19 protein-coding genes are annotated in these 25,187 nt (G+C 59.3%); 9 read left to right on the top strand and 10 right to left on the bottom strand.

Going from position 1 to position 25,187, the window contains the following annotated elements; all coding sequences use genetic code 11:
• Positions 1-17: 17 nt before the first annotated feature.
• Positions 18-1,469, bottom strand: coding sequence for an ethanolamine permease (eat, locus tag ACIOVB_RS15510; protein ID WP_187678803.1), 1,452 nt, complete (start codon positions 1,467-1,469; stop codon positions 18-20).
• A gap of 211 nt (positions 1,470-1,680) precedes the next feature.
• On the bottom strand, positions 1,681-3,201 hold the full coding sequence (locus ACIOVB_RS15505) for an aldehyde dehydrogenase family protein (protein WP_401269054.1): 1,521 nt from the start codon (positions 3,199-3,201) through the stop codon (positions 1,681-1,683).
• A gap of 299 nt (positions 3,202-3,500) precedes the next feature.
• Here ACIOVB_RS15505 and ACIOVB_RS15500 point away from each other — a divergent pair, with 299 nt between their 5' ends.
• The 4 genes from ACIOVB_RS15500 (at position 3,501) to ACIOVB_RS15485 (ending at position 7,940) form a co-directional block, all read left to right on the top strand.
• Positions 3,501-5,414 carry a sigma-54-dependent Fis family transcriptional regulator gene (locus ACIOVB_RS15500; protein WP_401269052.1) on the top strand — a complete coding sequence of 638 codons (1,914 nt, stop codon included), beginning with the start codon at positions 3,501-3,503 and terminating at the stop codon, positions 5,412-5,414.
• 255 nt (positions 5,415-5,669) lie between these two features.
• Positions 5,670-7,019, top strand: a complete 1,350-nt coding sequence (gene mpl / locus ACIOVB_RS15495) for a UDP-N-acetylmuramate:L-alanyl-gamma-D-glutamyl-meso-diaminopimelate ligase (protein ID WP_187678806.1) — start codon at positions 5,670-5,672, stop codon at positions 7,017-7,019.
• Positions 7,016-7,663, top strand: coding sequence for a flavin prenyltransferase UbiX (gene ubiX, locus ACIOVB_RS15490; RefSeq protein ID WP_187678807.1), 648 nt, complete (start codon positions 7,016-7,018; stop codon positions 7,661-7,663). Before mpl ends, ubiX begins: the two co-directional genes overlap by 4 nt.
• On the top strand, positions 7,656-7,940 hold the full coding sequence (locus ACIOVB_RS15485; protein ID WP_401269049.1) for a YceK/YidQ family lipoprotein: 285 nt from the start codon (positions 7,656-7,658) through the stop codon (positions 7,938-7,940). The genes ubiX and ACIOVB_RS15485 overlap by 8 nt, the downstream gene beginning before the upstream one ends.
• Positions 7,941-8,001: 61 nt before the next feature.
• Here ACIOVB_RS15485 and ACIOVB_RS15480 read toward each other — a convergent pair whose 3' ends face one another.
• The 3 genes from ACIOVB_RS15480 to ACIOVB_RS15470 form a co-directional block, all read right to left on the bottom strand.
• On the bottom strand, positions 8,002-8,643 hold the full coding sequence (locus ACIOVB_RS15480; protein WP_187678809.1) for an oxidoreductase: 642 nt from the start codon (positions 8,641-8,643) through the stop codon (positions 8,002-8,004).
• A gap of 27 nt (positions 8,644-8,670) precedes the next feature.
• A complete protein-coding gene (locus ACIOVB_RS15475; protein ID WP_401269046.1) occupies positions 8,671-10,398 on the bottom strand; it encodes a C13 family peptidase in 1,728 nt (575 codons plus the stop codon).
• A 111-nt stretch (positions 10,399-10,509) separates the two neighbouring features.
• Positions 10,510-10,965 (bottom strand): MaoC family dehydratase, encoded by a 456-nt coding sequence (locus tag ACIOVB_RS15470; protein WP_134828222.1) that lies wholly within the window; start codon positions 10,963-10,965, stop codon positions 10,510-10,512.
• A 193-nt stretch (positions 10,966-11,158) separates the two neighbouring features.
• Between ACIOVB_RS15470 and ACIOVB_RS15465 the strand changes: the two genes are divergently transcribed.
• From ACIOVB_RS15465 to ACIOVB_RS15455, 3 genes are read left to right on the top strand one after another with little or no spacing between them, the layout of a single operon-like run.
• Positions 11,159-11,521 carry a CidA/LrgA family protein gene (locus tag ACIOVB_RS15465; RefSeq protein WP_401269043.1) on the top strand — a complete coding sequence of 121 codons (363 nt, stop codon included), beginning with the start codon at positions 11,159-11,161 and terminating at the stop codon, positions 11,519-11,521.
• Complete coding sequence (locus tag ACIOVB_RS15460) at positions 11,521-12,237, top strand: LrgB family protein (protein WP_401269040.1); 717 nt, start codon at positions 11,521-11,523, stop codon at positions 12,235-12,237. Before ACIOVB_RS15465 ends, ACIOVB_RS15460 begins: the two co-directional genes overlap by 1 nt.
• Positions 12,238-12,247: 10 nt before the next feature.
• The gene (locus ACIOVB_RS15455) at positions 12,248-12,838 is read left to right on the top strand and encodes an LON peptidase substrate-binding domain-containing protein (protein WP_401269039.1); all 591 of its coding nucleotides are present in this window, start codon (positions 12,248-12,250) and stop codon (positions 12,836-12,838) included.
• A gap of 250 nt (positions 12,839-13,088) precedes the next feature.
• Here the strand turns inward: ACIOVB_RS15455 and ACIOVB_RS15450 are convergent, their stop codons facing one another.
• From ACIOVB_RS15450 to ACIOVB_RS15430, 5 genes are all read right to left on the bottom strand, one after another.
• A complete protein-coding gene (locus ACIOVB_RS15450) occupies positions 13,089-15,065 on the bottom strand; it encodes a hypothetical protein (RefSeq protein ID WP_401269037.1) in 1,977 nt (658 codons plus the stop codon).
• A gap of 113 nt (positions 15,066-15,178) precedes the next feature.
• Positions 15,179-18,679 (bottom strand): calcium-binding protein, encoded by a 3,501-nt coding sequence (locus tag ACIOVB_RS15445; protein WP_401269034.1) that lies wholly within the window; start codon positions 18,677-18,679, stop codon positions 15,179-15,181.
• 118 nt (positions 18,680-18,797) lie between these two features.
• Positions 18,798-20,852, bottom strand: coding sequence for a hypothetical protein (locus ACIOVB_RS15440; RefSeq protein WP_401269032.1), 2,055 nt, complete (start codon positions 20,850-20,852; stop codon positions 18,798-18,800).
• Between the two features lie 352 nt (positions 20,853-21,204).
• Positions 21,205-22,521 carry a bifunctional DedA family/phosphatase PAP2 family protein gene (locus tag ACIOVB_RS15435; protein WP_401269029.1) on the bottom strand — a complete coding sequence of 439 codons (1,317 nt, stop codon included), beginning with the start codon at positions 22,519-22,521 and terminating at the stop codon, positions 21,205-21,207.
• 41 nt (positions 22,522-22,562) lie between these two features.
• Positions 22,563-23,258 carry a DNA-3-methyladenine glycosylase gene (locus ACIOVB_RS15430; RefSeq protein WP_401269079.1) on the bottom strand — a complete coding sequence of 232 codons (696 nt, stop codon included), beginning with the start codon at positions 23,256-23,258 and terminating at the stop codon, positions 22,563-22,565.
• Positions 23,259-23,436: 178 nt separating this feature from the next.
• Here ACIOVB_RS15430 and ACIOVB_RS15425 point away from each other — a divergent pair, with 178 nt between their 5' ends.
• Positions 23,437-24,708, top strand: a complete 1,272-nt coding sequence (locus ACIOVB_RS15425; RefSeq protein WP_401269028.1) for a glutamate-5-semialdehyde dehydrogenase — start codon at positions 23,437-23,439, stop codon at positions 24,706-24,708.
• The coding region (nadD, locus tag ACIOVB_RS15420; RefSeq protein WP_401269026.1) for a nicotinate-nucleotide adenylyltransferase at positions 24,677-25,187 on the top strand (511 nt) is incomplete at its 3' end. The genes ACIOVB_RS15425 and nadD, both read left to right, overlap by 32 nt.

Genomic DNA, 25,187 nt, shown 5'->3' with positions numbered 1-25,187 from the left:
GCCGTGGTTTTCGACCGTCAGTGCAGGGCTTTTTCAGCGTTCTGAATCGCCGCGAATTCCTCTTCCGGCGTACCTGCTACCAAGTGATGTCGACTGTAGAAAGCAAAGTAAGCAATTAACACTCCATAGATGATAGCGGCGCCGATCACGACCCGCGGATCGACCAGGAAACCCGCAATCACGGCGATGCAGGCCAGCACCAGCGCAACACCCGAGGTGAAGATGCCGCCGGGCGTACGGTACGGACGATCCATTTTGGGGCGGCGGATGCGCAGGGTGATGTGCGCGGCCATCATCAGCACATAGGAAATGGTCGCGCCGAACACCGCCACCAGAATCAGCAAGTCGCCCTGGCCGGTCAGCGACAACCCGAAACCGATGATCCCCGGAATCACCAGCGCCAGCACCGGTGCCTTGCTTTTGTTGGTCTCGGACAATTTGCGCGGCAGGTAGCCTGCGCGGGACAAGGCGAAAATCTGCCGCGAATAGGCGTAGATGATCGAGAAGAAACTGGCGATCAACCCGGCCAGGCCCACGAGATTGACGAAACCGCCCATCCAGGTCGAGCCGCCGTAGGCTTTGCTCAACGCTTCAACCAGCGGGTTGCCCGACGTCAGCAGCGAGTTGGCACCTGCGCCGCCCGGCCCGACGATCAAAATCAGCAGGGCAAACGCCAGCAGCACCAGCATCGCGCCGATGAGCCCGCGTGGCAGGTCGCGCTTGGGGTTTTTGGTTTCTTCTGCGGCCAGCGGCACACCTTCCACCGCGAGGAAGAACCAGATCGCGTAAGGAATCGCCGCCCACACGCCGACATAGCCGAACGGCAGGAAACTGCTGGCGCCGGTAGCGTTGCTCACTGGGATGTCGAGCAAATTGGCGACGTCAAAGTGCGGCACCATGGCCACCAGAAATACGCCGAGCGCCAGAGCAGCAATGGCCGTGATGACGAACATCAGCTTCAACGCTTCGCCCACCCCGAAAATGTGGATGGCGATAAAAATGATGTAGAACGCCAGATAAATCATCCAGCCGCCGATGCCAAACAACGATTCGCAATAAGCGCCGATGAACACGGCAATCGCAGCAGGGGCGATGGCGTATTCGATAAGGATCGCGGTTCCGGTCAGGAAGCCGCCCCACGGGCCGAAGGCACTGCGGGCAAATCCGTAACCGCCACCGGCAGTAGGAATCATCGAGGACAGTTCGGCCAGGGAAAAGCACATGCACAAATACATGGTGGCCATCAGCAGTGTCGCGAGGAACATGCCGCCCCACCCGCCCTGAGCGAGGCCGAAGTTCCAGCCGGCATAATCGCCGGAGATCACATAAGCGACCCCAAGCCCCACCAGCAGCACCCAGCCGGCGGCGCCTTTTTTCAGTTCGCGTTGTTGGAAGTAGTCCGAACCGACTTTTTCGAAGTCGACGGAAGAGCCAGTCGCCGGAGCGCCAGCAGGGGATTCGCTAGGCATAGGGTTCACCATTCTTATTGTTTTATTGGCCCAGTTGCGGGGCCGGGGACCATTGGGTTGAATCGCACATCGCTTTCGCGAGCAGGCTCGCTCCCACATTGGATGTGTGTCGAGTCGAGCATTGCGGGGGCACGCAGTCCCTGTGGGAGCGAGCCTGCTCGCGAAAGCGGTCGAAAGGGCGAGGCAGAAATATCTGCCTCGCCCCTATGCTTTAGAAGAAGCCCAACGGATTGATGTCGTAGCTCACCAGCAGGTTTTTGGTCTGCTGATAGTGGTCGAGCATCATCTTGTGGGTTTCACGGCCGACGCCGGACTTCTTGTACCCCCCGAACGCGGCATGCGCCGGGTACAGGTGGTAGCAGTTGGTCCACACGCGACCGGCCTTGATCGCGCGGCCCATGCGGTAGGCGCGGTTGATGTCGCGGGTCCACAGGCCGGCGCCAAGGCCGAACTCGGTGTCGTTGGCGATGGCCAGGGCTTCGGCTTCGTCCTTGAACGTGGTGATGCTCACCACCGGGCCAAAGATTTCTTCCTGGAACACGCGCATCTTGTTGGTGCCCTTGAGCAGGGTCGGCTGGATGTAATAGCCGGTCGACAGGTTGCCCTCGAGTTTTTCCACCTTGCCGCCGGTCAGCAGCTCTGCGCCTTCGCCCTTGGCGATTTCCAGGTAGGACAGGATCTTGTCGAATTGCTGCTCGGACGCCTGAGCGCCAACCATGGTGTCGGTGTCCAGCGGATCGCCACGTTTGATTTGCAGGACTTTCTTCATGACCACGGCCATGAATTCGTCGTAGATCGATTCCTGAACCAGTGCGCGGGACGGGCAGGTGCAGACTTCGCCCTGGTTGAAGAACGCCAGCACCAGACCTTCGGCAGCTTTCTCGATGAAAGTTGGCTCGGCCTGCATGATGTCTTCGAAGAAGATGTTCGGCGATTTTCCGCCCAGTTCCACGGTGGACGGGATGATGTTTTCGGCAGCGCATTTCATGATGTGCGAGCCGACCGGGGTTGACCCGGTGAAGGCAATCTTGGCGATGCGTTTGCTGGTCGCCAGCGCTTCGCCGGCTTCTTTGCCGTAGCCTTGAACAACGTTCAGCACGCCCGGCGGCAGCAGGTCGCCGATCAGTTCGACCAGCACGGAAATACCCAGCGGAGTTTGCTCGGCAGGTTTGAGCACCACGCAGTTACCGGCGGCCAGGGCTGGCGCAAGTTTCCACGCGGCCATCAGGATCGGGAAGTTCCACGGGATGATCTGGCCGACCACGCCCAGCGGTTCATGAATGTGATAAGCCACGGTGTTGCCGTCGATTTCGGCAGCGCTGCCTTCTTGGGCGCGGATGCAACCGGCGTAGTAGCGGAAGTGGTCGGCGGCGAGCGGGATGTCGGCGTTGAGGGTTTCGCGGATGGCTTTGCCATTGTCCCAGGTTTCGGTGATCGCCAGCAGTTCGAGGTTGGCTTCGATGCGGTCGGCGATTTTCAACAGGATCAGCGAGCGCGCCTGCACGGAGGTCGCGCCCCACGCATCGGCGGCAGCGTGGGCGGCGTCCAGTGCCTTGTCGATGTCTTCGGCAGTGGAGCGGGGGAATTCGGCAATTGGCTGGCCGTTGACCGGCGAAGTATTGGTGAAGTACTGACCTTTGACAGGCGCGACGAACTCGCCGCCGATGTAGTTACCGTACTTGCTCTTGAACGAGACTTTGGCGCCTTCAGTACCGGGGTGAGCGTAACGCATGATGTTCTCCTTGGCTTTGTACTTATTAGAGAAACGCGCAAGTGCGCTTGCTATAAGCGTAGAGCAAAGGTCGGGCCACCGCCGTGCAGGTCAGGTAAATCAAGGCCTTGCGCGGTTTGTGTCGGACGGGTGGATGAAGGCTGTGACGGTTTCGGTACAGATGCGGTGACAGTTTGTACCGCTTTTGGCACAGTCAGTGACCGGGCAGTCTTGCCAGCATTGCAATGCGCCGGTGGCTGGAGGATGCTGGGCGTCACCTCAAGCATTGGGCCACCGAGCCTCGGGGAGAACAATAAGAAATGCACGACAACCATTTGAGTCGCCATGCCCAACAGGTTCTCACCGCCACCCAGGGCAAACCTCACCTGCACGGGCCCGGAGCTGATCCGTCAATCGCCCGCTCATGGCTGCGCTGTCTTGAGGATTATCATCTCGACCCCGCGTTGAGCATGGCGCCCACCGTGCTTGAACACGGGCGCGTCCTCGAAAGCCGCGAACGTCTGCAGCAGGTCTTGCAGATTGCCGGCAATGAAATGAGCAGCCTGCATCAACAACTCTCCGGCGCCGGCCACGCGGTGCTGCTGACCGACGCGCGCGGGGTGATCCTCAATTGCGTCACCGCGCCGGCCGAACGCAAGATTTTCGAACGCGCCGGCCTCTGGCTCGGTGCCGACTGGAGCGAAGCCTGTGAAGGCACCAACGGCATCGGCACCTGTCTGGTCGAGCGTCAGGCGCTGACCATTCACCAGGACGAACACTTTCGAGGGCGCCATACGGGCCTGACTTGTTCGGCGAGTCCGGTGTTCGATCCGCACGGCGAGTTGCTGGCCGTGCTCGATGTGTCCTCGGCGCGCCACGACGTCTCGCGCCAGAGCCAGTTCCACACCATGGCGCTGGTCAATCTGTCGGCGAAGATGATCGAGAGCTGCTACTTCCTGCGTTGCTTCGATAACCAATGGCTGCTGCGTTTCCACCTCCAGGCCGAATCCGTAGGGCTGTTCAGCGAAGGGTTGTTGGCGTTTGACGGGGAAGGGCGGATCAGTGCGGTCAACCAGAGTGCGCTGAACCTGCTCGGACATATCCGCGGTGGCTTGCTCGGCAAACCGGTGGAGGCGTTTTTCGACTGTTCACTGGACGAGCTGCTTGCTCGCGCCAGTGCCCATGCCAGCGCCAGTTGGCCGTTGCGCACCCGCGATGGCCGGCAGCTGTTTGCCGTGTTGCGTGGCGAATCGCGCAAGCCGCCGCCGATCATGCGTTCGCCAGTTGTCACCGAGGCACCACGCTTGTCGGGCATCTGCCTCGGTGATGCGACGCTGCAAGCGAACTTCCGCAAAGCCCTGCGCGTTTTCGAGCGTGATGTGCCGCTGTTGATCAATGGCGAAACGGGCTCCGGCAAAGAAGCTTTCGCCAAAGCGGTGCATCAAGCCAGTCAGCGGTCGAACAAGGCGTTCGTCGCACTCAACTGTGCAGCAATCCCCGAGAGCCTGATCGAAAGCGAGCTGTTCGGCTATCGCGGCGGTAGCTTCACTGGTGCTCGCAAGGACGGCATGCGCGGCAAGTTGCAGCAGGCCGATGGTGGCACGCTGTTCCTCGATGAAATCGGCGACATGCCGCTGGCCTTGCAGACTCGCTTGCTGCGGGTGCTGGAAGATCGGCAAGTGGTGCCGATTGGCGGGGAACCGGAAGCGGTTAATGTGCGGATCATCAGTGCGACCCACCGCAATCTGCTGGAGCGGGTTGCGGACGGCAGCTTCCGTGAGGATCTGTATTACCGGCTCAATGGGCTGGAAGTGGCGTTGCCGGCGTTGCGTGAGCGCAGTGATAAATCGCAACTGTTGGACTTCCTGCTGGCCGAGGAGGCTGGCGGCGAAACGATATTGATTGAACAACCTGCGCGTGAGGCGCTGCTGGCGTTCAACTGGCCGGGCAATGTGCGGCAGTTGCGCAATGTGCTGCGCACGTTGGCGGCATTGTGTGATGAAGGGCGGATCGGGGTGGAGGATTTGCCGGCGATGATTCGGCAGGCGCGGGTGGCGGTTTTGCAACCTGATGTATCTGAGCATCCATTGGAAGATGCTGAGCGGGTTGCGCTGCTTAAAACGCTGGAACAGACGCGGTGGCATATGACGCATACGGCTGAGCAGTTGGGGGTTAGTCGTAATACGCTTTACAGGAAGCTGCGTAAACATGGCATTGAGCGGCGGGTCAGTTAGAGCCCTCACCCTAGCCCTTTCCCAGAGGGAGAGGGGACTGACCGAGGTGTTCTGGCGATTTACGCCGACCTGAATCATCGACCTGAACTCAGCATTTGAAAGCAACCGAGATCGGCTCCCTCTCCCTCGGGAGAGGGCTGGGGTGAGGGGCGACAATCCACAGCCGAACACAAATGCCATTCCCGCCCCATCACCTAAAGAGTGCGAATTCCCCCTCCCTACGCTAACCTGCGGCCATGTTTTACGAGGTCGACTATGCACATTCATATTCTGGGTATCTGCGGGACTTTCATGGGCTCGATGGCGGTTCTGGCCAAAGAGCTGGGCCACCACGTGACCGGTTCCGACGCCAACGTCTATCCGCCGATGAGCACGCAGCTTGAAGCCCAGGGCATTCAGCTGACGCAGGGTTACGACCCGGCTCAGCTCGATCCGGCGCCGGATCTGGTGGTGATCGGCAACGCCATGTCCCGCGGCAATCCGGCGGTGGAATATGTGCTGAACAAAGGCCTGCCGTACGTTTCCGGCCCGCAGTGGCTGGCCGATCACGTGCTGCAAGGTCGCTGGGTGCTGGCCGTCGCCGGTACCCACGGCAAAACCACCACCAGCAGCATGCTCGCCTGGGTGCTGGAACACGCCGGCATGAGCCCAGGCTTCCTGATCGGCGGCGTGCCGCAGAATTTCTCGGTGTCGGCGCGTCTGGGCGGCACGCCGTTCTTTGTGATCGAAGCTGACGAGTACGACAGCGCGTTTTTCGACAAACGTTCGAAATTCGTTCACTACCGCCCACGCACCGCGATCCTCAACAATCTTGAGTTCGATCACGCGGACATCTTCCCGGACCTGCCGGCGATCGAGCGACAATTCCACCATTTGGTGCGCACGATTCCGAGCGAAGGCCTGGTGATCCACCCGACAACGGAGCCTGCGTTGCAGCGAGTGATCGAAATGGGCTGCTGGACTCCGGTGCAGACCACCGGGGCCGGCGGTCAGTGGCAGGTCAAATTGCTTAGCGAAGACGGTTCGGCATTTGAAGTGATGTTCGAAGGCGTATCCCAAGGCACGGTCGAGTGGGAGCTGACCGGTCAGCACAACGTCGCCAACGCCTTGGCCGCGCTGGCGGCAGCGCGTCATGTCGGCGTGGTGCCGTCGATGGGCATTGCCGGGTTGAGTGCGTTCAAGAACGTCAAACGTCGCATGGAGAAAGTCGCTGAGGTTCGCGGTATCACCATTTACGACGACTTCGCCCATCACCCGACGGCGATTGCTACCACCCTCGACGGTCTACGCAAACGCATCGGCGATGCACCGCTGATTGCGATCATCGAACCGCGTTCCAACTCGATGAAGCTCGGCGCGCACCGCGACGGTTTGCCAGCCAGCGTGGTCGATGCCGATCAGGTGATCTGGTACGCCCCGGCCAACCTCGGCTGGGATCTGGGCGCGACCGCTGCGCTGTGCACCGTGCCGTCGATTGTCAGCGATTCGCTGGAAGGCATCATCGAACGCGTGAAGAGCCAGGCTCAGCCCGGCACTCACGTGGTCATCATGAGCAACGGCGGCTTCGGCGGCCTGCACGGAAAACTCGCCGAGGCGCTGCAATGAACACTCGTCTGGAGAGCAATGGCCCCGAACGCATCACGCTGGCGATGACCGGCGCTTCAGGCGCGCAGTACGGTTTGCGCCTGCTCGATTGTCTGGTGCGTGAAGATCGCGAGGTGCACTTCCTGATCTCCAAGGCTGCGCAACTGGTGATGGCCACCGAGACCGATGTCACGCTGCCGCCCAAGCCACAGATGATGCAGGCGTTCCTGACCGAATACACCGGAGCTGCCGCCGGGCAGATCCGCGTGTACGGCAAGGAAGACTGGATGTCTCCGGTGGCTTCAGGCTCCGGCGCACCAGCGGCGATGGTCGTGGTGCCGTGCTCCACTGGCACGCTGTCGGCGATTGCCACCGGCGCCTGCAACAACCTGATCGAACGCGCCGCCGACGTGACGTTGAAGGAGCGTCGCCAGTTGATTCTGGTGCCACGCGAGGCGCCGTATTCGAGCATTCATCTGGAGCACATGCTCAAGCTGTCGAACATGGGCGTGACCATCCTTCCTGCGTCGCCGGGTTTCTATCACCAGCCGCAGACCATCGATGATCTGATCGATTTCGTTGTCGCGCGGATTCTCAATCTGCTGGGCATTCCTCAGGACATGCTGCCGCGTTGGGGCGAGCATCATCTGAGCAGCGATGAATAAGCTGCTGGTGATTTGTCTGGCGCTGCAACTGAGCGGGTGCGCCACTGCGCGCACGCTCGATGCGGCGAAGCCTGGGGCGCCAGTGGTGTATTCGGGGACGCGGCTGGATTTGTATGCGCTGAATGGCGGGTGTTGTGCGATGGATCGGTTTGGCGCTGAAGCGCCGAGCTATCCGGGGGTGGATCTGCCGGCGAGTGCTTTGCTCGATACGCTGCTTTTACCGTTGTCGTTGCTGACGGTGATTGGCGTGGGGTTTCAGGCGACTGGCGGATTGTAGTCGGGTGTTCTGATCGTTCCCACGCTCTGCGTGGGAACGATCAATTCCAGACACCGCTGGATTATTTACCGAGTTTCCTCAAATCATCCGACTCGATCACCCGGACCCCATCCTGTTCTTCCAGCGCCAGCCGCCACATCGCCCGGGCCAGTTGGCAGGCCTCGATGCCGCGATACTTACCGGGAATCAATTTTGAAAACGGTGCTGCTAGCTGCTCGCCCAGACGCGGCTCGGTACGTTCCCCAAGCAACAGCGACGGCCGGCAGATGGTCAGTTGCGGCCAGTCCTGCGCGCGCAATGCCTGTTCCATTTCCCCTTTGACCCGGTTGTAAAAAACCGAAGATTTCGGATCGGCCCCGATTGCACTGATCACGATCAGATGCCGCGCACCCATTTCCCGCGCACGTTTGGCGAACGCCACGACCATGTCCAGATCCACCGCGCGAAACGCAGCTTCGGAGCCGGCCTGTTTGATCGTCGTGCCGAGGCAGCAATAGGCGATGTCGACGCGACCGCTGAGTTGCGGCAGAAACGCCTGTGGGTCGCCAACCGGGTTTTCCAGATGTGGATGCTCGGCCAATGGTCGACGGGAGGGGGCGAGCACGCGGGTAATCGTTGGCTCGTTGAGCAAACGGTCGAGTAGATGTTCACCGGTCAAACCGGTGGCTCCGGCAAGCAATACGTGCTGAGGCGTCAAGTACATAGTGTCTCTCCCTTGATACTGTTCAGCTTAGTTGCTCTTTATCGCTCCGTCGTTCAACGCAGCACTTTGCAAAGCTTTTCTCGCTTGCTGTTTACGCAGCAGTTGCCAGTGCGACAGCACGGTTTTCGGCGCCCAGATCTGCGGCTCCGAGGCTTCGAAATTATCCGCCAGTTCGCGCTCGGCAACGGTAGCCTTGGCCAGTTTGAAAGCTTGTTCGAGATCGTCGGTCTGGTTCAGCGCCTGGGCGAACAGTGCGTCACCGAAGTAGGTGAAGTTGGCCTCTTCCGAGCAGCCGAAGGACACCCGGTCGGCGCGCGACGCGGTCATGATCAGCGTGCGTTCGTCTTTGAGCGCCGGGATGAAACCGCCGGAGTAGCACGACGAAATCACGATGATCTTGTCGCGGTTTTTCAACGGCGCCAGCACCGCGGCGAGTTCGTCGGCGGGCAGGTCGGCCAGCTCCATGCGCGGCTGGTCGAGCACCAGTTCGTGTTCGGCGGTGCCGTGGCTGGTCAGATAGATGAACAACAAGTCTTCCGGGCCGCTGCGTTCAGCCAGGGTTTGCGCGGCGCGGCGCAGGTTCTCGCGGGTGGCCATCGGCCGGTCGCCGAGGTGGTCGCGGTGGTTGACCAGACGGATCTGGCCATAGGCGCCGAAGCGGGTGTTGAGCATGTTGGCGACGTAGTCCGACTCGCGCAGGAACACGCTCTGCTTGCCGTCGCCGCCGAGGGTCAGGGTGTACAGCTCAACGGCCGGGGTCGAAGCCGGGATCGCGGCCAGTGCGTCGTCGAGTAGACGACCCTGAGCGAGCAAACCGAGTTCCAGAGTGTCGGGCAGCAACTTGCCGTCGGCATCGCGCACGCGCTGGCCGTTGATCCAGGTGCCGCTCATCACGCTGCCATCGGTGAGCACCAGTGTGCCGCGTCCCGAATAACTGTCGCTGTCGAATCCACCGACATAGAAGCTGCCATCGGACAAATTCAAACGGCCCTGACCGCTGAAACGCCAGTCGCTGAAGGTGCCGACGTAGTGGCTGCCGTCGGCGCCGATCAGTTCGCCCTTGCCGGTCAGCGCGCCTTCCTTGAACTGGCCGAGCCAGACGTCGCCGTCAGCGTTTTCGTAGCGGCCCTTGCCGTGCAACTGATTGTTCTTGAAACCGCCGACATAGATGTCGCCGTCCGCGCTGTTGAAGGTGCCGTTGCCTTCCAGTTGGCCGTTGACGAAATGGCCGGTGAACGAATTGCCACTGGAGTCGCCGCGCTGGCCTTCGCCATTCGGTTTGCCGTGGGCGAACTGGCCTTGATAGGAACTGCCGTCATCCATTTCCAGACGGCCGAGCCCGGAATATTGATCAGCCTTGAATTCGCCACGGTAAGTCATGGCGTTTTCTTTCAGGGTGCCTTCGCCATCGCGTCGGCCCTGCTTGAAGCTGCCGGTGTAACTGCTGGCATTGGTAGTCAGGCTGCCCTGACCCTCGAACAGCCCTTGCTGGAACTGGCCGCGATAGATCTCGCCATTACTGCCATGCCATTCGCCCTGACCATGCCACTGCCCCTTGTCGAACTGCCCGGCGTACCAACTGCCATTGGGATAGTCGACCCGTCCCTGACCTTGCAGCAAGCCATCGACCAGTTCGCCGCGATAGCGTCCGCCATCCGGCAGTCGCGCATCGGGAGGCAGCAGCGATTCGCCGTCGCCGCAAGCGGCAAGCATCAGGGTCAAGGCAAGGGGTGCAAGACAGGCGAGTGAGCGCATAGCGGGATCCGGGCAATTAGGCGACCGAGTATGCCGCAGCTATGTGACCTTATACAGCCGCTGGAACGGGAGTGGATGCGAAACAGCGTGCGCTGCTTCGCATCCCGGCGCTTAAACGAAGCAGAGCGACAGTGGCTCGGCGATATAGGCCGGTTTATCCGAGCCTTCTATCTCAAGTGTTGCGGTGGCTTTGAGCAGCCATTGGCCCGGTTTTTTCTCGGTCACTTCGCCCAGATCGACCTTCAGGCGCACTCTGGAATTGACCTTCACCGGCTGGATGAAACGCACGCTGTCGAGGCCGTAGTTGACGACCATCTTCACGCCTTGCGGCAGGATCAGGATGTCTTCCATCAATTTGGGGATCAGCGACAACGACAGGAAACCGTGGGCAATGGTGCTGCCAAATGGCGTTTGCGCGGCTTTGACCGGGTCGACATGAATGAACTGATAATCACCGGTGGCTTCGGCGAACAGGTTGATGCGTTCCTGATCGATGGTGAGCCATTCGGAACGTCCGAGTTCCTTGCCGACATAATCTTTGAGCTCTGCAACTGGAACATAGGGCATTGAGACTCTCCTTGGGTTCATCGGTTTTATAGTTTTTCAGGTGGGGGATATGACCGCCCTGCGAACCACTGTAGATCATCATGGCGAATTGCTCCGGTCAACCGACCATGCTTTTGGCGAATGCCGATCCATAGCGCAGGCGTGCTTATAATGCCGTCCACTTGCAGGGTGAAAAGTAAGACGGAGATGTCGGATGTTGCTACGTGGCCTGACCATGCTGGTGCTGTTTCAATTGCTCGGCACTGCGCTCAATCATTTGCTATTGCCAGTGCTGCCGGGGCCGATCATCGGCCTGCTGTTGTTGCTGGTGTTCCTGATCATTCGCGGCGAAGTCGGCGAGCCGTTGAACCAGGCGGCCAGTAGCTTGCTGCGCTATCTGCCGTTGCTGCTGGTGCCACCGGCGGTGGGCGTGATGGTTTATGCCACGGCTATTGCCGCCGATTTCTGGGCGATTGTCGGCGCCCTCGTGGTGTCGCTGATTCTGTCGATGGCCTTCGCCGGCGTGCTGATGCAGCGCCTGGTCAAGCGTCACGCGCCACCGTCGGAGGAATCCTGATGCTCTTCGATTGGCACGGCGCCTGGACGTCGGTGATTCACCATCCGCTGTTCGGCATCGGTATCACCCTCGGCGCTTATCAGTTGGTGCTGGCCGCGTTCGAGAAAACCCGCTGGATCTTTCTGCAACCGGTGCTGGTCTCCATGCTGTTGGTGATTGGCGTGCTGGTCGGCTGCGGCCTGACGTACGCCGAGTACCGCAAGAGCACCGAGATCCTCAGCATCCTGCTCGGCCCGGCGACCGTCGCCTTGGCGGTGCCGCTATATTTGAACTTGCGGCGTATTCGCCAATTGTTTTGGCCGATTTTTACTACGCTGGTGATAGGCGGAGTGGTCGCCACCGGCATGGGCGTGGCGCTGGGCTGGTGGTTCGGTGCCGATCACATGATTTTGATGACCATGGCGCCGAAATCGGTGACTTCGCCGATCGCCATGCTGGTGGCCGAACAGATCGGTGGCGTCGCGGCGCTTGCGGCGGTTTTCGTGCTGATCACCGGGGTGATTGGTGCGATCTTCGGCCCGACGCTGTTGACCCGTCTCGGCGTGCACAGTCCCGAAGCGCGCGGCATGGCGCTGGGCATGACCGCCCACGCGGTCGGCACGGCGGTGGCGATGCAGGAAAGTGAGGAGTGCGGCGCCTTCGCGGCGCTGGCGATGAGTCTGATGGGCGTAGCCACGGCGGTGTTCCTGCCGTTGGCGGTGTCGATGGTGGTGTAAGGAAATGACTATGAGTCTGCCGCTTTTCCCGCTGAACACGGTGCTGTTTCCCGGCTGCAACCTCGACTTGCAGATCTTCGAGGCGCGGTATCTGGACATGATCGGCCGCTGTATGAAACAGGGCGGCGGCTTTGGCGTGGTGTGCATCCTCGACGGCCATGAAGTCGGCGTCGCCCCTGAGGGTTTTGCCCTGGTCGGCTGCGAAGCGCGTATCACCGATTTCCAGCAACAGGACAACGGACTGCTCGGTATTCGCGTGCAGGGCGGCCGGCGCTTCAATGTGCTGCGCACGGAAGTGCAGCGCGACCAGTTGATGCTCGCCGACGTCGACTGGCTGGACGATGAGCCCGAGCAGCCGTTGCAGGACGAAGACGCCGACCTGGTGGCGCTGCTCAAGGCGCTCGCCGAGCATCCGATGGTCGAGGCGCTGAACATGGGCACTGATGCGCTCGGCCAGCAATCGTTGGCGAATCAGTTGGCTTATCTGCTGCCATTCGCTGAAGAAGACAAGATCGACCTTTTGCAGCTCGATGACCCGCAGCAGCGTCTCGATGCCATTCAGGCATTGCTCGACGAATTGCAGGGCGAACTGTTCGCCTAGTTTTACTTTGAATTAACTCGGGGCGCTTGCCAGCCTTGTTTTGATTTTTTTCTTTGGCATAACTTCAAGTTGTCCGCAGGACGCGGGTAACTTGAATAATGATAAGGAAAATCATGACTGTTTATGAAGATGAATGGGCGTTTTTGGATGATGGAGGGGACGAAATTATCGCTCAGATGAGCTTGATGTCAGACGCCATTCATTTGTGAAATGAATGGCGTGATTCAAGTCTTAAAGGGGTTGTGGCGGGTCACGGTCTGTAATGTTCGGGGACGGGCCACACAATGTCATTGGCAAATGTATGTTCGCCTTTTTGTAAATCCAGTATCACTCCCCCGGTATCGGCAACTCGATTGATCAACTCGTCGTAAGGGGTGTAGCCGTAGCGCCACATAGCGCTGGCGTCAGTGCCTGCCCAGGTTGCTTTTTCGATTCCATCGGCGTCTTCGTCGGCTTCACGAAAGATATCTTCAACCCGGGCAGCCCGTTTTAAGTCCGATTGCACCAGCCAGATCCTCTCGGCGCTGATACCTCGCGTAGGCATTGATATCCGGCCTTCCAGTGTGTCCCCGAGAAAATGCATGTTGTTCAGATAAATGTTTTCCGCTTGAGGGACCACCTCGATGCCGCGGGTGTCGATGACATAAAGGAAGCCAAGTTTCTGTTCGCGCCGCAGTAATGGATAGTCTCGCGAGTCGTCCATCTCAAACGACGTATCAGATTCCCCATCCGTGCTATGTCGACGTCCGCTAGACGAATCGCTGTCACTCAAATGCCCTGGATACCGGTTGGCCTGGCTGTTGTAGTGCCGTGGATTGGAATAGTAGTTAAATCCCATGTAGTTCAAGCCATCGGCCAGACTAAATGTCGCACTGAACGCCCGTTTGGTCGTGGAGTCGGACGGGTTGCCTCGTAATTTCACCAGGCGTTCGTCCCGAGCCAGTTCAAAAGGCGTGCGCAGATCGGCCCGGAACATGGCAGGGATGTCGGTTCGGTATATGAAGCCGTGTACATTGCGTTTGTAACCTGCATGTTCCAGATAGCGGTTAAGAAACTCGCTTTCATATCGCTCTTCAACGTCGGGTAATGAGTCGCGCAGACGCTCGCCCTCATTTCTCAGTCTGAGAATGTACGGCTCCAGTTCTTCAGCGATTTGCTTGAATCGCTGATCGTCATTGCTCTGGGTCAATCGCTTGTGCTGTTCGGCCCATTCGGGGAATACGCCGTCTTCCATATCCGCTCGCAGGCGATTCTGTTGAGCGATGCTTAAATTGTAGGTTCGCAAGATATCTGCGCGTTCGGTCAGGGATTTTTGCGGATGAGACCATCGCAAAGAGTCGGTCAGGTACTTGTGGATGTTCGGCTCATCGAAACGTCTGGCCCAGTCAGGTGCCCGACCATGAGCGTCTGCCTCGCTACGGAAGACCAATGCCTCCGTCTCCCGCAGGCGGTACACGTTCCAGATATCGCCATCAGTCCAATGCGCAAGTTTCAACGGCAAGGAGGTATCTCCGCGAGCCATAAGTGGGTCGACCCGGATCAACCTGTCACGTTCATCCTTGACGGCGAAACCGACATCTCTGTTCTCGTAACTATGAGGTGGTAAACCGGCGATCTCATTGGGCCATGTAACTTTTTCGTGAACGGCATAGTAGCCTCGGGTATCCGGAGCATAAGACGAGGTGTACCGAGGGTAGTCGTAGTACTCGATCGGCTTTTGCAAACTCCAGGTGTTGCTTTCGGCGATACGATAAAGCGGTGGCCCGGAAGGCTTGCGTTCTGCAGGCAGCTTTGCCCGATAGGCCTTCATCGCCTCATCGAACTCCACCATCACCGTTTGTATGCCGCTTTCTGGCGTCTCGTCTGCAACGTCCAAAAACTTTTTGTTCTTGTACAACCTCAGTCCGGCCGCATCGGGTGCGGATAATTCGCTCCCGGGATGTTGTACATAGCGTTCCAGTGGAGAGGTTGTGGTGGTGCGCTGCGTCGTGGCGATATCCGCTATCGGCGATACCGTGACGGCAGGCTCCGGGTGCAGTGTTCCTCCCGTTGTTGTTTCGACTCTCACGCCTGACGTGGTCTCGCTTGAGCCGTCCGGCCTGATTCGACCGGGCAGGTTGAAACTCAGATCGTCCGACCCGTTGTCCGGCGTGGTTGAGCGGGGCGTCGAGATGCCGGATGTATCGCCCGTGGTCGATTGTCGAGTGGCTTTGGGTTTGTTGCGCATTAAGGGTGACTCCATGTGGGTAAGTCAGCCGATCCGTCGGCTGATTGAGACTGGCACCGGTGTGACGATGAACATCACACCGGGCGCCTGACGTTAAGCGGGTTCAGTCAGGATCAAGAAATGTTGGCCGATGCGATAACCAGGTCTTCGGGTTTGATCCGGTACGTCGGTTGCTGGTCGATTCCCCAGTAGTCTTTTGTCGAGTTGTAATACACCGTGCCGTCCATTTTCGGTACCACGCCAATGTTCTGGACAATGACTCGAGCCGCCAGCTCATTGCGCTGCTTGTGCAGGCGCATGTCGGCCAGGAGGGCATTGACGCTGGAGTAGCTCTGCGCATTGATCAGGTACAGCTGCAGCAACTCAAACAGAAATGCCACCTCATAGATGTTGCCGGAGCGGGTCACCACGCTGACAGACTCGACCGGTGCGTCATCTTCTATGCTCGGCAGCTCGATCAATGCGCTGCCAACATTCAAGCGTTGGCCTTCGAGTTGAATATCGTTGCGGGTGATCACTTCAGTCATTTGCCCGGTGTAGAGGCTCCAGGTTGAGGCATCGGCAATTTTTGCCGTGGCACCTGGGGTCGTCAGGTGAATGATTGTGTTGCTCGTAAGGTAGATATCGTAAGTCGAGCTTTCGCCCTTCAGTACATAGATACCGTTGTGCGAGGTCGCCTCGATATCAACCCGGCTGGGCTTGGCGGGCAGCGCAATGTTGCGCGCGACTTTGGGGCTGGAAAACAGATAGTTTCCGTTACGAAACTTCAGGCAGCTTCGTGCGCTGCGGATCTTGTCGCCGGGTTCATTGGCGTCTGACAAATACGGCATGTCGGGCATTTGCAGTCGATACGAGATACCGTCCTGCATGATCAGAACAATGTCTTGGGCCAGGCGCGGAGTCGTGACCTTCAGGCTGTTTCGACCGCTGTAGCCGTTGGCTTGTGGGGCGACCTGGATGACGCCTTTGAACGTCACGATCTTCGAGGCAAGCAGCAACGAAATGTCGATGTTGCGGTAGATCAAGTGGGCGTTACCCGATACGCCATCGCGCTTTTCGACCTGGTAATTGACGATGACGTCGGCAATTTCAGCGCCCTTGAAGTCAAGGAAGATGACACGGGATGTTTCGGCCAGATCGCTGCGGGCAACAAACTCCACCCGACGGTTGGTCCGTGCCACAAAGTGCCGTTTCGATCCCTGCGTGGTGAGCGGAGCCGTGCCGCCATTGATGATCTCGGGGCTGACGGACGGTTTGCCCATTACGCTGATCACGACTTCAACATCTGGATCGTCAGATCCATTTATCTGTGGGGGCAGGAGAAGCACCAGCTCGTAGCCGTCCTGGGTTTTGAACAGCAGTTGGTCATTTTTCAGGTGACGCTGACCTTCGACCCACTGGTAGACATTTTCGAGGGTCAGGACATGCTCGGGATCTTCACCGTCCTTGCCGCGCAAAGAGTTGACGATCAACGAGGTGCCGACGATTTGCCAGCGTTGAATCCTTTCGATGGGCCAACCGAACTCGATGGTGCTCGATTGTTGGCCATCTTCGATAAGCGTGACCAAAGCCGAGGTATCGGCGATGTAGTAGCGATCCTGGCCGGGGCCGCCATCGACACGGCAATCCGCGCCGCGGATGGCGATGGTGTCATCGCCCGCACCGGTCGCGATGTGATCGTTGCCATTGGCCGAAATTCGATTGGCATGATCGTCCCCAGTGACCCGGCTGACGCCGTTTGGCAATGTCGAGATATTTTCGATGGCCTGGATCTGCGCCAGCTCGACCGCTTCCGTAGCGGGTGTGTGGCTGCGCAACGCCAACTTTCCGCTGTGCAGATTGATGTCGTAACCGATGTGGCGGGTATCCGTGAAAGGGCGGCGGCCTTCGAAGGCCAGGGTGTCGGAACCTTTGCCGCCATCAAGCGTGCTGGCAAGCGCTGGGGCTGTCACCTGGTTGAGTACGTTCTCGGTGGTCTCAAAGTAAAACTCATCGGCTTTATCGCCGCCCGTCAGGTTTTTTGGCCCCTCCCGATAACTGAAGAGATTGGGCTTGTCCTTGACGCCAACGACTTGATCGTTACCGTCATCGATTCGCCAAAGCACCCCTTTGTCATCGCCGGGCGCGCCTTTGACGCTGCCCTTGAGGCTTGGCGGTATGCCGTCGCGTGCATCGATGATGTCATCGCCGCCGACGATGACAGGTTCACTGTCGAGCTTGAACGCTGACTCCCCGGCATGCTCGTTCCACTCATGACGCCAGACTTTCAAAGGCTTGAGTTCAACGCTGAAACTGCCGTTCACCACATATTCCACAAAATTTTTGTACGCACCCTCCAGCAAGGTTTTTGCCGAACTCTCCAGTTGCTTGGTGTGATCGCTGAAGGCTTTGGAGATTTTGAAGCGATCCAGCACTTCTTTATCCAGTTCCTTCCCGGTGAAGGCGAACCAGCCGGAGCGTATGCGTTCGTGAGTGCTCAGTTCGATGTAGTCGTCAATGTCGTCCACGACGCGGGCGGCCTGGTAGATCATCGAGCCGAGGATAAGAATGGCCGCCGCAGCAAGTCCCAGTGGGCCGGCGACACTGCCGAAACCGGCCAGTGCCGCCACGCCCAGCGCCAGACTGATACCGGCGCCCGCTACGCTCAGGCCACCGCTGACATAGTGATCCTGAGCCTCCTTGCCGCTGGTCGCTGCGCCAGCATTGAAAGACTTGACGGCATCATTGATGTCGAACGGCAGGGTGATCGCACTGGCAAACAGGCCGGCGCCCCGACTCAGGAATTTGCCTGCCGACGTCAGCGGGAATCGGCCAAAGGCCTGCGAGCCGTTTCTGAGCATCGTTTCGCCGGTTTTGGTCAGGCCTCGCTCGATAATCAGCGAGCCGACTTCGGCGGCGATCGATCCGCCCTGATATGCCGCCTCCAGCGAGTCGCCTTGCTTTATCGCGTCCATCATCCCCCTGTAACCGCTGTAAATGCCGAACGCTTGCAGCCCTACGCCGGCACCGCTCATCAGGTAACTTTTGGATCTGCTTATCCAGCCCGGTGCGTCGTCGAGGGAGTCGACCCGATGAATATCCAGTTTTTGCGCGGCGTTGCTCAGTTGGTTGAGACGATCCATCCCGCTGCCGGGGGGCAACGGTTTGGCGCTGACGAACAAGGGGGGCGCATCGACCGAGCGCTTGCAGGCAATTTCAAAGAAGAGGGTGGCCACGACACCGCTGTCGGAGATGTCTGCGTGCTTCAGGCGGGTGTCGACGGTCGCCGAATCAAAGTTCAGCGCGTTCAGAAAGGCCTGATCCGATGTTTTCATATTGGCGCTCGACGGGCTTAAGGCCTGACCGTTGACGGTGGCGCCCAACGCGTTGAGTTCCACGCGAGTGACCCAGATTTCGCCAATGCGCAAAGGCCCGAAATGTTTGTCGAGGGATTTAAGCGTATGTCGGGAAGTGTCAACCGCGGGCGCGGCGTCCGCTGTCGAAGTCGATGTATCGGATGCTAATTCGACTCTTCCTGGCTGCGGCGCGTGGATGTTGGCCGAAGTGCTGATCTGCGTTACCTGAATGATGTTGTCGGTTGAAACTGTAATAGCCGGTTCAATAAGTTTTGACACGATTCAATCCTTTGAAAATAAGCGTGATTGCGCCCCGGTGTCCGTACCGGTTTGCTGATTGCCGAGTTGTGTTGTCTGAACAATAAAACTGGGTGTAACCAAATGCACTTAATCGTTTTTATTCAGGCCAGGTTATGTCATCCCCAAACTCGTTTTTATTACCGGAAAGTTTAAGTATGGGTTTGCCCGCTGCTTCCACGGCATCGATCAACCGATCGTATTCATATCGGTTGGAGCGCCCTGCGTGAGTCACCGCTTCAATACGGTCAGCGTCAGCACCGGCCTGGTCGTGGATGTCGTGCACTTTCGCTGCTTTTGTCAGCGTGGAATCCAGCAACCAGATCCGGTCAGCGTCCAGACCCTTTTGAGTCACGGAAATCAGGCCTTCATGGTCATCGGAGGGAAACCAGGTGTCTGGGTTGTCCCGGGCGGATGAATTGAACATATGGTTTTGTTCATGCGGGACCACTTCCAGTTGGCGGGTGTCCAGGACATACAGAAACATCTCCGTCTGGCGTTCTCGAATCCGTTCGTAGTTGCGTTCGCGATCCATCGCGACTGGGCTCCCAGGGTCGGACCATGCAGAGGAGGTGCTGCTGTCGCTATCGCTGCCGTCGCTGGCATCGCTGTTCGGGGGCGAATCGTCAGCAGCCCTGCCGGGATATTTGTTGGTTTGGCTGTTGAAGCGCAGATACTCGGGGTCTGGCGCGCTGGCGTACATTTGCCCCTCCTTGAGGCTGAACGTGGCGCTCATCGGTTTGTGCGTGGTGGCACCGCGTCTGTGGGCATAACGGGGCAGCATGGCGTCGTCTTTTGCCAGCTCGAACGGGGTGCGTTCATCGCCCCTGAACAGCGCCGGAATATCGGTTCGATAAAGGCAGTTTTGCGCGTTGCGCCGATAACCCATTTTGGCCAGCAGGGCTTCGCGCAATTCAACGGTCAGGCTGCTTTCCGGGTCGTACCAGTCATGCCGGGCCTCACGTTTGAGATTCAATTCCTGGATTGCATCCAGGCTGTATTGGTCGAGCCGGTGCGGGTTGTCGACCTCTTCCATCAGGCGCTTATGCACCGTTGCCCACTCCGGCATCGTCAGCGCTGTCTTCATGTGTTGTTGCAGTCGGGTCAGTTGGCTCGGTAACAGGTTGTAAGTTTGCAAGAACGTCTCGCGTTCCTTCGCGGTCATGGACGGATGCAGCCAGCGCAGGGAGTCACGCATCAATACATCGAGCGGATTTCCTGTTTCCCGGGGGGTGGCCCATTGCGGTGGTTTACCGGACGCTTGAGCCTGAAGACGAAAGCGCTCTATGTCCTGGCCTTGAATCGCGAAGGCCTCCCAAATCTCCTGATCGGTCCATTGCGTCAAATGTGTGGGATGCGAACCGAAGCCTGCGCTGGGCGGGTCGACCTGAATCCATCGAGCGTATTGATCCTTGAAGGCAAACAATGTGTCCGTTTCCTTCATCCCAAGCCTTGGCTTGAGTTCGTAATAACCCTGGGTGTCCGGAGAACGGTGCGAAGGACTGTAACGGTTGGGGTCGATGAACATCGGCTCTTCGGCCGGGCGAGGCTTTTTAACGGCGGGGGGGTGATCAGCTTGTTCGCCCACGGAGGTATTGGGCCGCTTGGGTGCGGCGTCGCTGACGTTCTGTGGTGCAGGGCTGACAGCGGGCCTTTGGCTTTCGTTGAGGGTCAGGCGCCAGGTTGGCCGGCCATCGTTTTTATAGATGATCGGGCCGAGCGCATGCCGGTCTTTCAGCGTCTTCAACCGATAGACGTTGAGGTTTGCATCGTAGTCGGCGTGAGCGGTACACAGGGCACCCTCATATTCGACGTCGACGAATCTGCGCCCGACGATAAAACGCCAGCCGTCAGCGTCCGCTTCCTGCATGCCCCGCAGAAAACTGTCGGGGAACCAGTATTTATCGATAGAGGTTTCGCTCGCGCGGTCCACGGGAGTGCGCGTCGGCATTTCGGTGACCTGCACCGCAGGGTGCCGGGTGTGATCGGTTGCTGAGTGGGGAGCGGGTGGTTGATTCGGGGTGATCGTAAACGGGTTGTCGACAGCCCCGGGCATTCGTGTCGATGTGGCGTCGGTTTGTCGCGGCAAAGAAGTATTAGGTTCAGTTGTTTGTGTTGTCGGCGTGGGCGGTTTGCGCGTTATTTTTGGACTCATGGATTGCTCTGTGTCGATAGCATTTATGGGTATTTGAATGTCGTGATTTTGTATTGGACATATTTATTCAATGACGCTGAATGTTGGCGTTTGTATTTAACTTGATGAATTGAATGTTGATGAGGGTGGTGCGGGTTGAATGTAAATGATTTTTCGAGCAGTGATAGGCGAGAGTTTGTGGTGGTGCAATTAAATATGTAACTTAAGTTAATTATTTGGGTGTTGTGTAAGTTGTTGGTGTTTTTAAGTTGGGAATAATTACCGCGAGGTAAAAAACAGACGTAGGGCGGGAGCGCCACTCTTGTCGGAATAGTCCTCAAAGAGTGGCGTGGGAAGGGAAGGGCAGCCGAATCTAGTAGGCGTAACGCAGCAGCGTGTGAGGCAGGTGGCGAAAGACGAAGAAGCTGAACAGCACCACCAGCGCCGGCAGGATCAGCCACCAGACTTTGAAGGGCATGGCATTGAGCGGTGTCTGGCGCTGACTCAGCCACAGGGCCGCAGCGCATACGCCCGATGCCAGCATCGCGCCGGCCAGCACATCGGTCGGCCAGTGCGCCCCCAGATAAACCCGCGACAGGGCAATGGACAGGGCCGGAATACAGCCGACCAGCAGCCACGTCAGGCGCATGCGTGGCGGTTGCCCGCGTCCGGCAAGTACAGCCAGAGTCAGAAACAGCGCGAACGACCCCGAGGCATGGCCGCTGGGCATGCTGTAGCTGGTGATCGGATCGGTCAGTACTTCCGGGCGGACCCGGGCGAAAAACAGTTTGGTCCCCGTGTTCGCCAGCGCGGTGACGAGGAGGGTGCCGCCGGCGAAAACCGCGTGACGCCACTGCCGGCACAGCAACAGCAGGCCGGTCAGGAGGATGCTGAACAGCAGCATGTTGCGGAACTCGCCGATCAGGGTCAGCGTGACCGCGATTTCATCCAGCACGGGTTGGCGATGTTCTTGCACTAGCGTCATCACGCCTTGGTCGAGTGCCGTCAGGTACGGGTATCCGATAAACAGACCAATCAGGATCAGCAAGCTCATGCTGCTGATCCAGATAGTCGCGCGGCGGTGGCGGCGCATGCTGCTGTTCACACTCAGGCCGACCATTACCGCGATGCTGCCAGCAACGATCCCCGCCTCCGGCCAGAAACCTTCCGGCAACGGCAGGCGGAAGGCGGCACCCGTGGCCCAGCCCGGCAACAGATAGGCCAGACTCCAACCAGCGGCGGCGAGCAGGCTGACGGCGGCAAAGCGCGGGAAGGGCATGTCGCACATGCCGGCAACCATCGGCAGCATCGGGCGTAGCGGGCCGATGAAGCGTCCGACCAACAGACTGGCAATGCCGTAGCGCTGGAAATAGCTTTCGGCGCCGGCCATCCATTCCGGATGATGGCGCAGGCCCGGCAGTCTTCGGATGTTCTGGTGAAAGTGGCGACCGAGGAAGTACGAGATCAAATCGCCGAGGATGCCGCCGAGAAAACCCAGCAACAGGGTTTCACTCAACGACAGCGCGCCGCTGCCGGCCAGCACCGCCACGGCAAACAGCAACACGGTGCCGGGCACAATCAGTCCGGCAATCGCCAGGCATTCGACAAGGGCAACAATGAACACCGCCACGGCCAGCCACTGAGGGTTGGCCGCCAGCCAGCCGGTAACGCTATCGAGCCATGGGCCCATACAAACCACTCCATTTCATTGATCACCCCGTAAGGGTGTGTTCACAGCAGAAAATAATCGCGACCTTCGACCTGGCCCCGGCGCAGCGGGTTCCGCGTACACCATTGCGCATAAGCGGCGTCGACGAAGCGGTACATCAGGTGTTCGTCCCGGCCGTGGGGGATGCCCAGGCGGGTGGTTTGAATGATGTGCGAGGGCGCAGGTCCGGCCTCTTCCACCAGCAAAAGGTCATGATCGAAGCGCTTGGCGTCCCACACCGGCACTTTCAGTCCCAGCGCCTTGCAGAGCAAGGTCTGGCCGGCGCAGAGCTTCTGCGGCGGGCGCGGGCGACCTTGAGCATCAGGGTTGTTCAGCAGCATTTGCGCCAGACTGTCCGGGCCGCTGATCTCATCAACCCACGGATAGGCGGATTTGATCAACACCGCATTGCCCGGCCCTTGCGCGCTGAAGTTCAGCGAATCGCCGCCACGGGCGTAATACATATAGATGTGGCCGCCATCCAGAAACAAAGCCTTACGCTTTTCTGTGTAGCCAAGGGACGCGTGGCTGCCTTTTTCCGCGCAGTAATAGGCTTCGGTTTCGATGATTCGGGCGCTGAGCCACAAATCGCCGACCCGGTGGCGGATGACTTTGCCCAGCAGATCCTGCGCTAACACTTGGGCGTCACGGTCGAAAAAAGCGTCCGGAAGTCCCAGTGGCAGGCGCTCGTCACGGGTGCGAACGGTGAGGTTGGACATGGCAGGCAAGGTTTATCCAGGCTGAATGAGGTCGAGATGATAACAATTTGAGGCTTAATCCCGGCTGAACATCGGCAATTTGTAGTCCATTTCGACCATCCGCCCGTCACCGCTGTTAGTCCCGGGACGCGACAGCTATAATCTGCCGCTTTCCTCTTTGCCAAGACCCCAGCAGACCATGACTGAGTCCGTTCTTGACTACATGACCCGATTGGGTCGCGCCGCCCGCGAAGCTTCCCGGGTCATTGGCCGTGCCAGCACCGCGCAGAAAAACCGCGCCTTGCAGGCTGCTGCCAATGCCTTGGACGCCGCTCGCACGGAGCTGGCGGTAGCCAACGAACGGGATCTGGCTGTCGGTCGCGCCAATGGTCTGGAGCCTGCGTTGCTTGAACGTCTGGAACTGACTCCGGCGCGTATCGACGGCATGATCGTCGGCCTGCGCCAGGTCGCGGCGCTGCCGGATCCGGTCGGCTCCATCCGTGACATGAGCTTCCGCCCGTCGGGGATTCAGGTCGGCAAGATGCGCGTACCGCTGGGCGTGATCGGGATCATTTACGAGTCCCGGCCCAACGTGACCATCGACGCCGCCAGCCTTTGCCTGAAATCCGGCAACGCGACCATCCTGCGCGGCGGTTCCGAGGCGATTCATTCCAACCGGGCGATTGCCGCGTGCATTCAGCGCGGTCTGGCCGAGGCCGAGTTGCCAGCAGCCGTGGTGCAAGTTGTCGAAACCACCGACCGCGCCGCCGTTGGCGCGATGATCACCATGCCCGAGTACGTCGATGTGATCGTGCCGCGCGGTGGCCGTGGCCTGATCGAACGTATCAGCCGTGATGCCCGCGTGCCGGTGATCAAGCATCTGGACGGCATCTGCCACGTTTATGTCAGTGAGCACGCCGACCTCCCGAAGGCCCAGCGTATCGCCTTCAATGCCAAGACTTACCGTTATGGCATCTGCGGTGCGATGGAGACCTTGCTGGTCGATCAAACGGTTGCGAAGGATTTCCTGCCGTCGATGGCAGCCCAGTTCCGCGAAAAAGGCGTCGAGCTGCGTGGTTGCGAGCGCACCCGGGCAATCATCGAAGCCGTCGCGGCCAGCGAAGACGACTGGAACACCGAGTATCTGGCGCCGATCCTGTCGATCCGCGTGGTCGACGGTCTGGATCAGGCTATTGAGCACATCAACCATTACGGCTCCCACCACACCGACTCGATCGTCAGCGAAAACCTCGCCGACACCCGCCGGTTCGTAGCGGAAGTCGACTCGGCGTCGGTGATGATCAACACCCCGACCTGCTTCGCCGATGGATTTGAATACGGATTGGGTGCCGAGATCGGCATTTCTACTGATAAGCTGCACGCCCGCGGCCCGGTGGGCCTCGAAGGACTGACCTGCGAGAAGTACATCGTGGTCGGTGATGGCCAGTTGCGCGGCCAGGCGACGGTCTGACTTGACCGACCTCGACCTGACAGCGCCGCAGCCCGGCAGCGAGTCCCGCCCACGACGCATCGGCATCCTGGGCGGAACGTTCGACCCGGTGCACATCGGCCATTTGCGCGGAGGCCTGGAAGTGGCCGAAGCGCTGGCACTGGATGAACTGCGCCTGACGCCCAGCGCGCGACCGCCACACCGCGATACGCCGCAGGTGTCGGCGCAGGATCGGTTGGCGATGGTGGAGTGCGCGGTGGCCGGAGTGCCGCCGCTGGTGGTAGACGCCCGCGAATTGCAGCGGGACAAACCGTCTTACACTATTGATACCCTGGAGTTGATGCGTGCCGAAATGGCCGCCGAGACCCAGGTTTTTCTGCTTTTGGGCTGGGACGCATTTTGCGGCCTGCCCACTTGGCACCGCTGGGAAGAGTTGCTCCAGCATTGCCACATCCTGGTGCTACAGCGCCCGGACGCCGACAGCGAACCGCCGGATGCCT

This window comes from Pseudomonas sp. NPDC087639, assembly GCF_044743385.1.
Classification (GTDB): Bacteria; Pseudomonadota; Gammaproteobacteria; order Pseudomonadales; family Pseudomonadaceae; genus Aquipseudomonas.
Note: the sequence above shows the minus strand (reverse complement) of the source record. Positions and strands in the feature narration are given on the sequence as shown.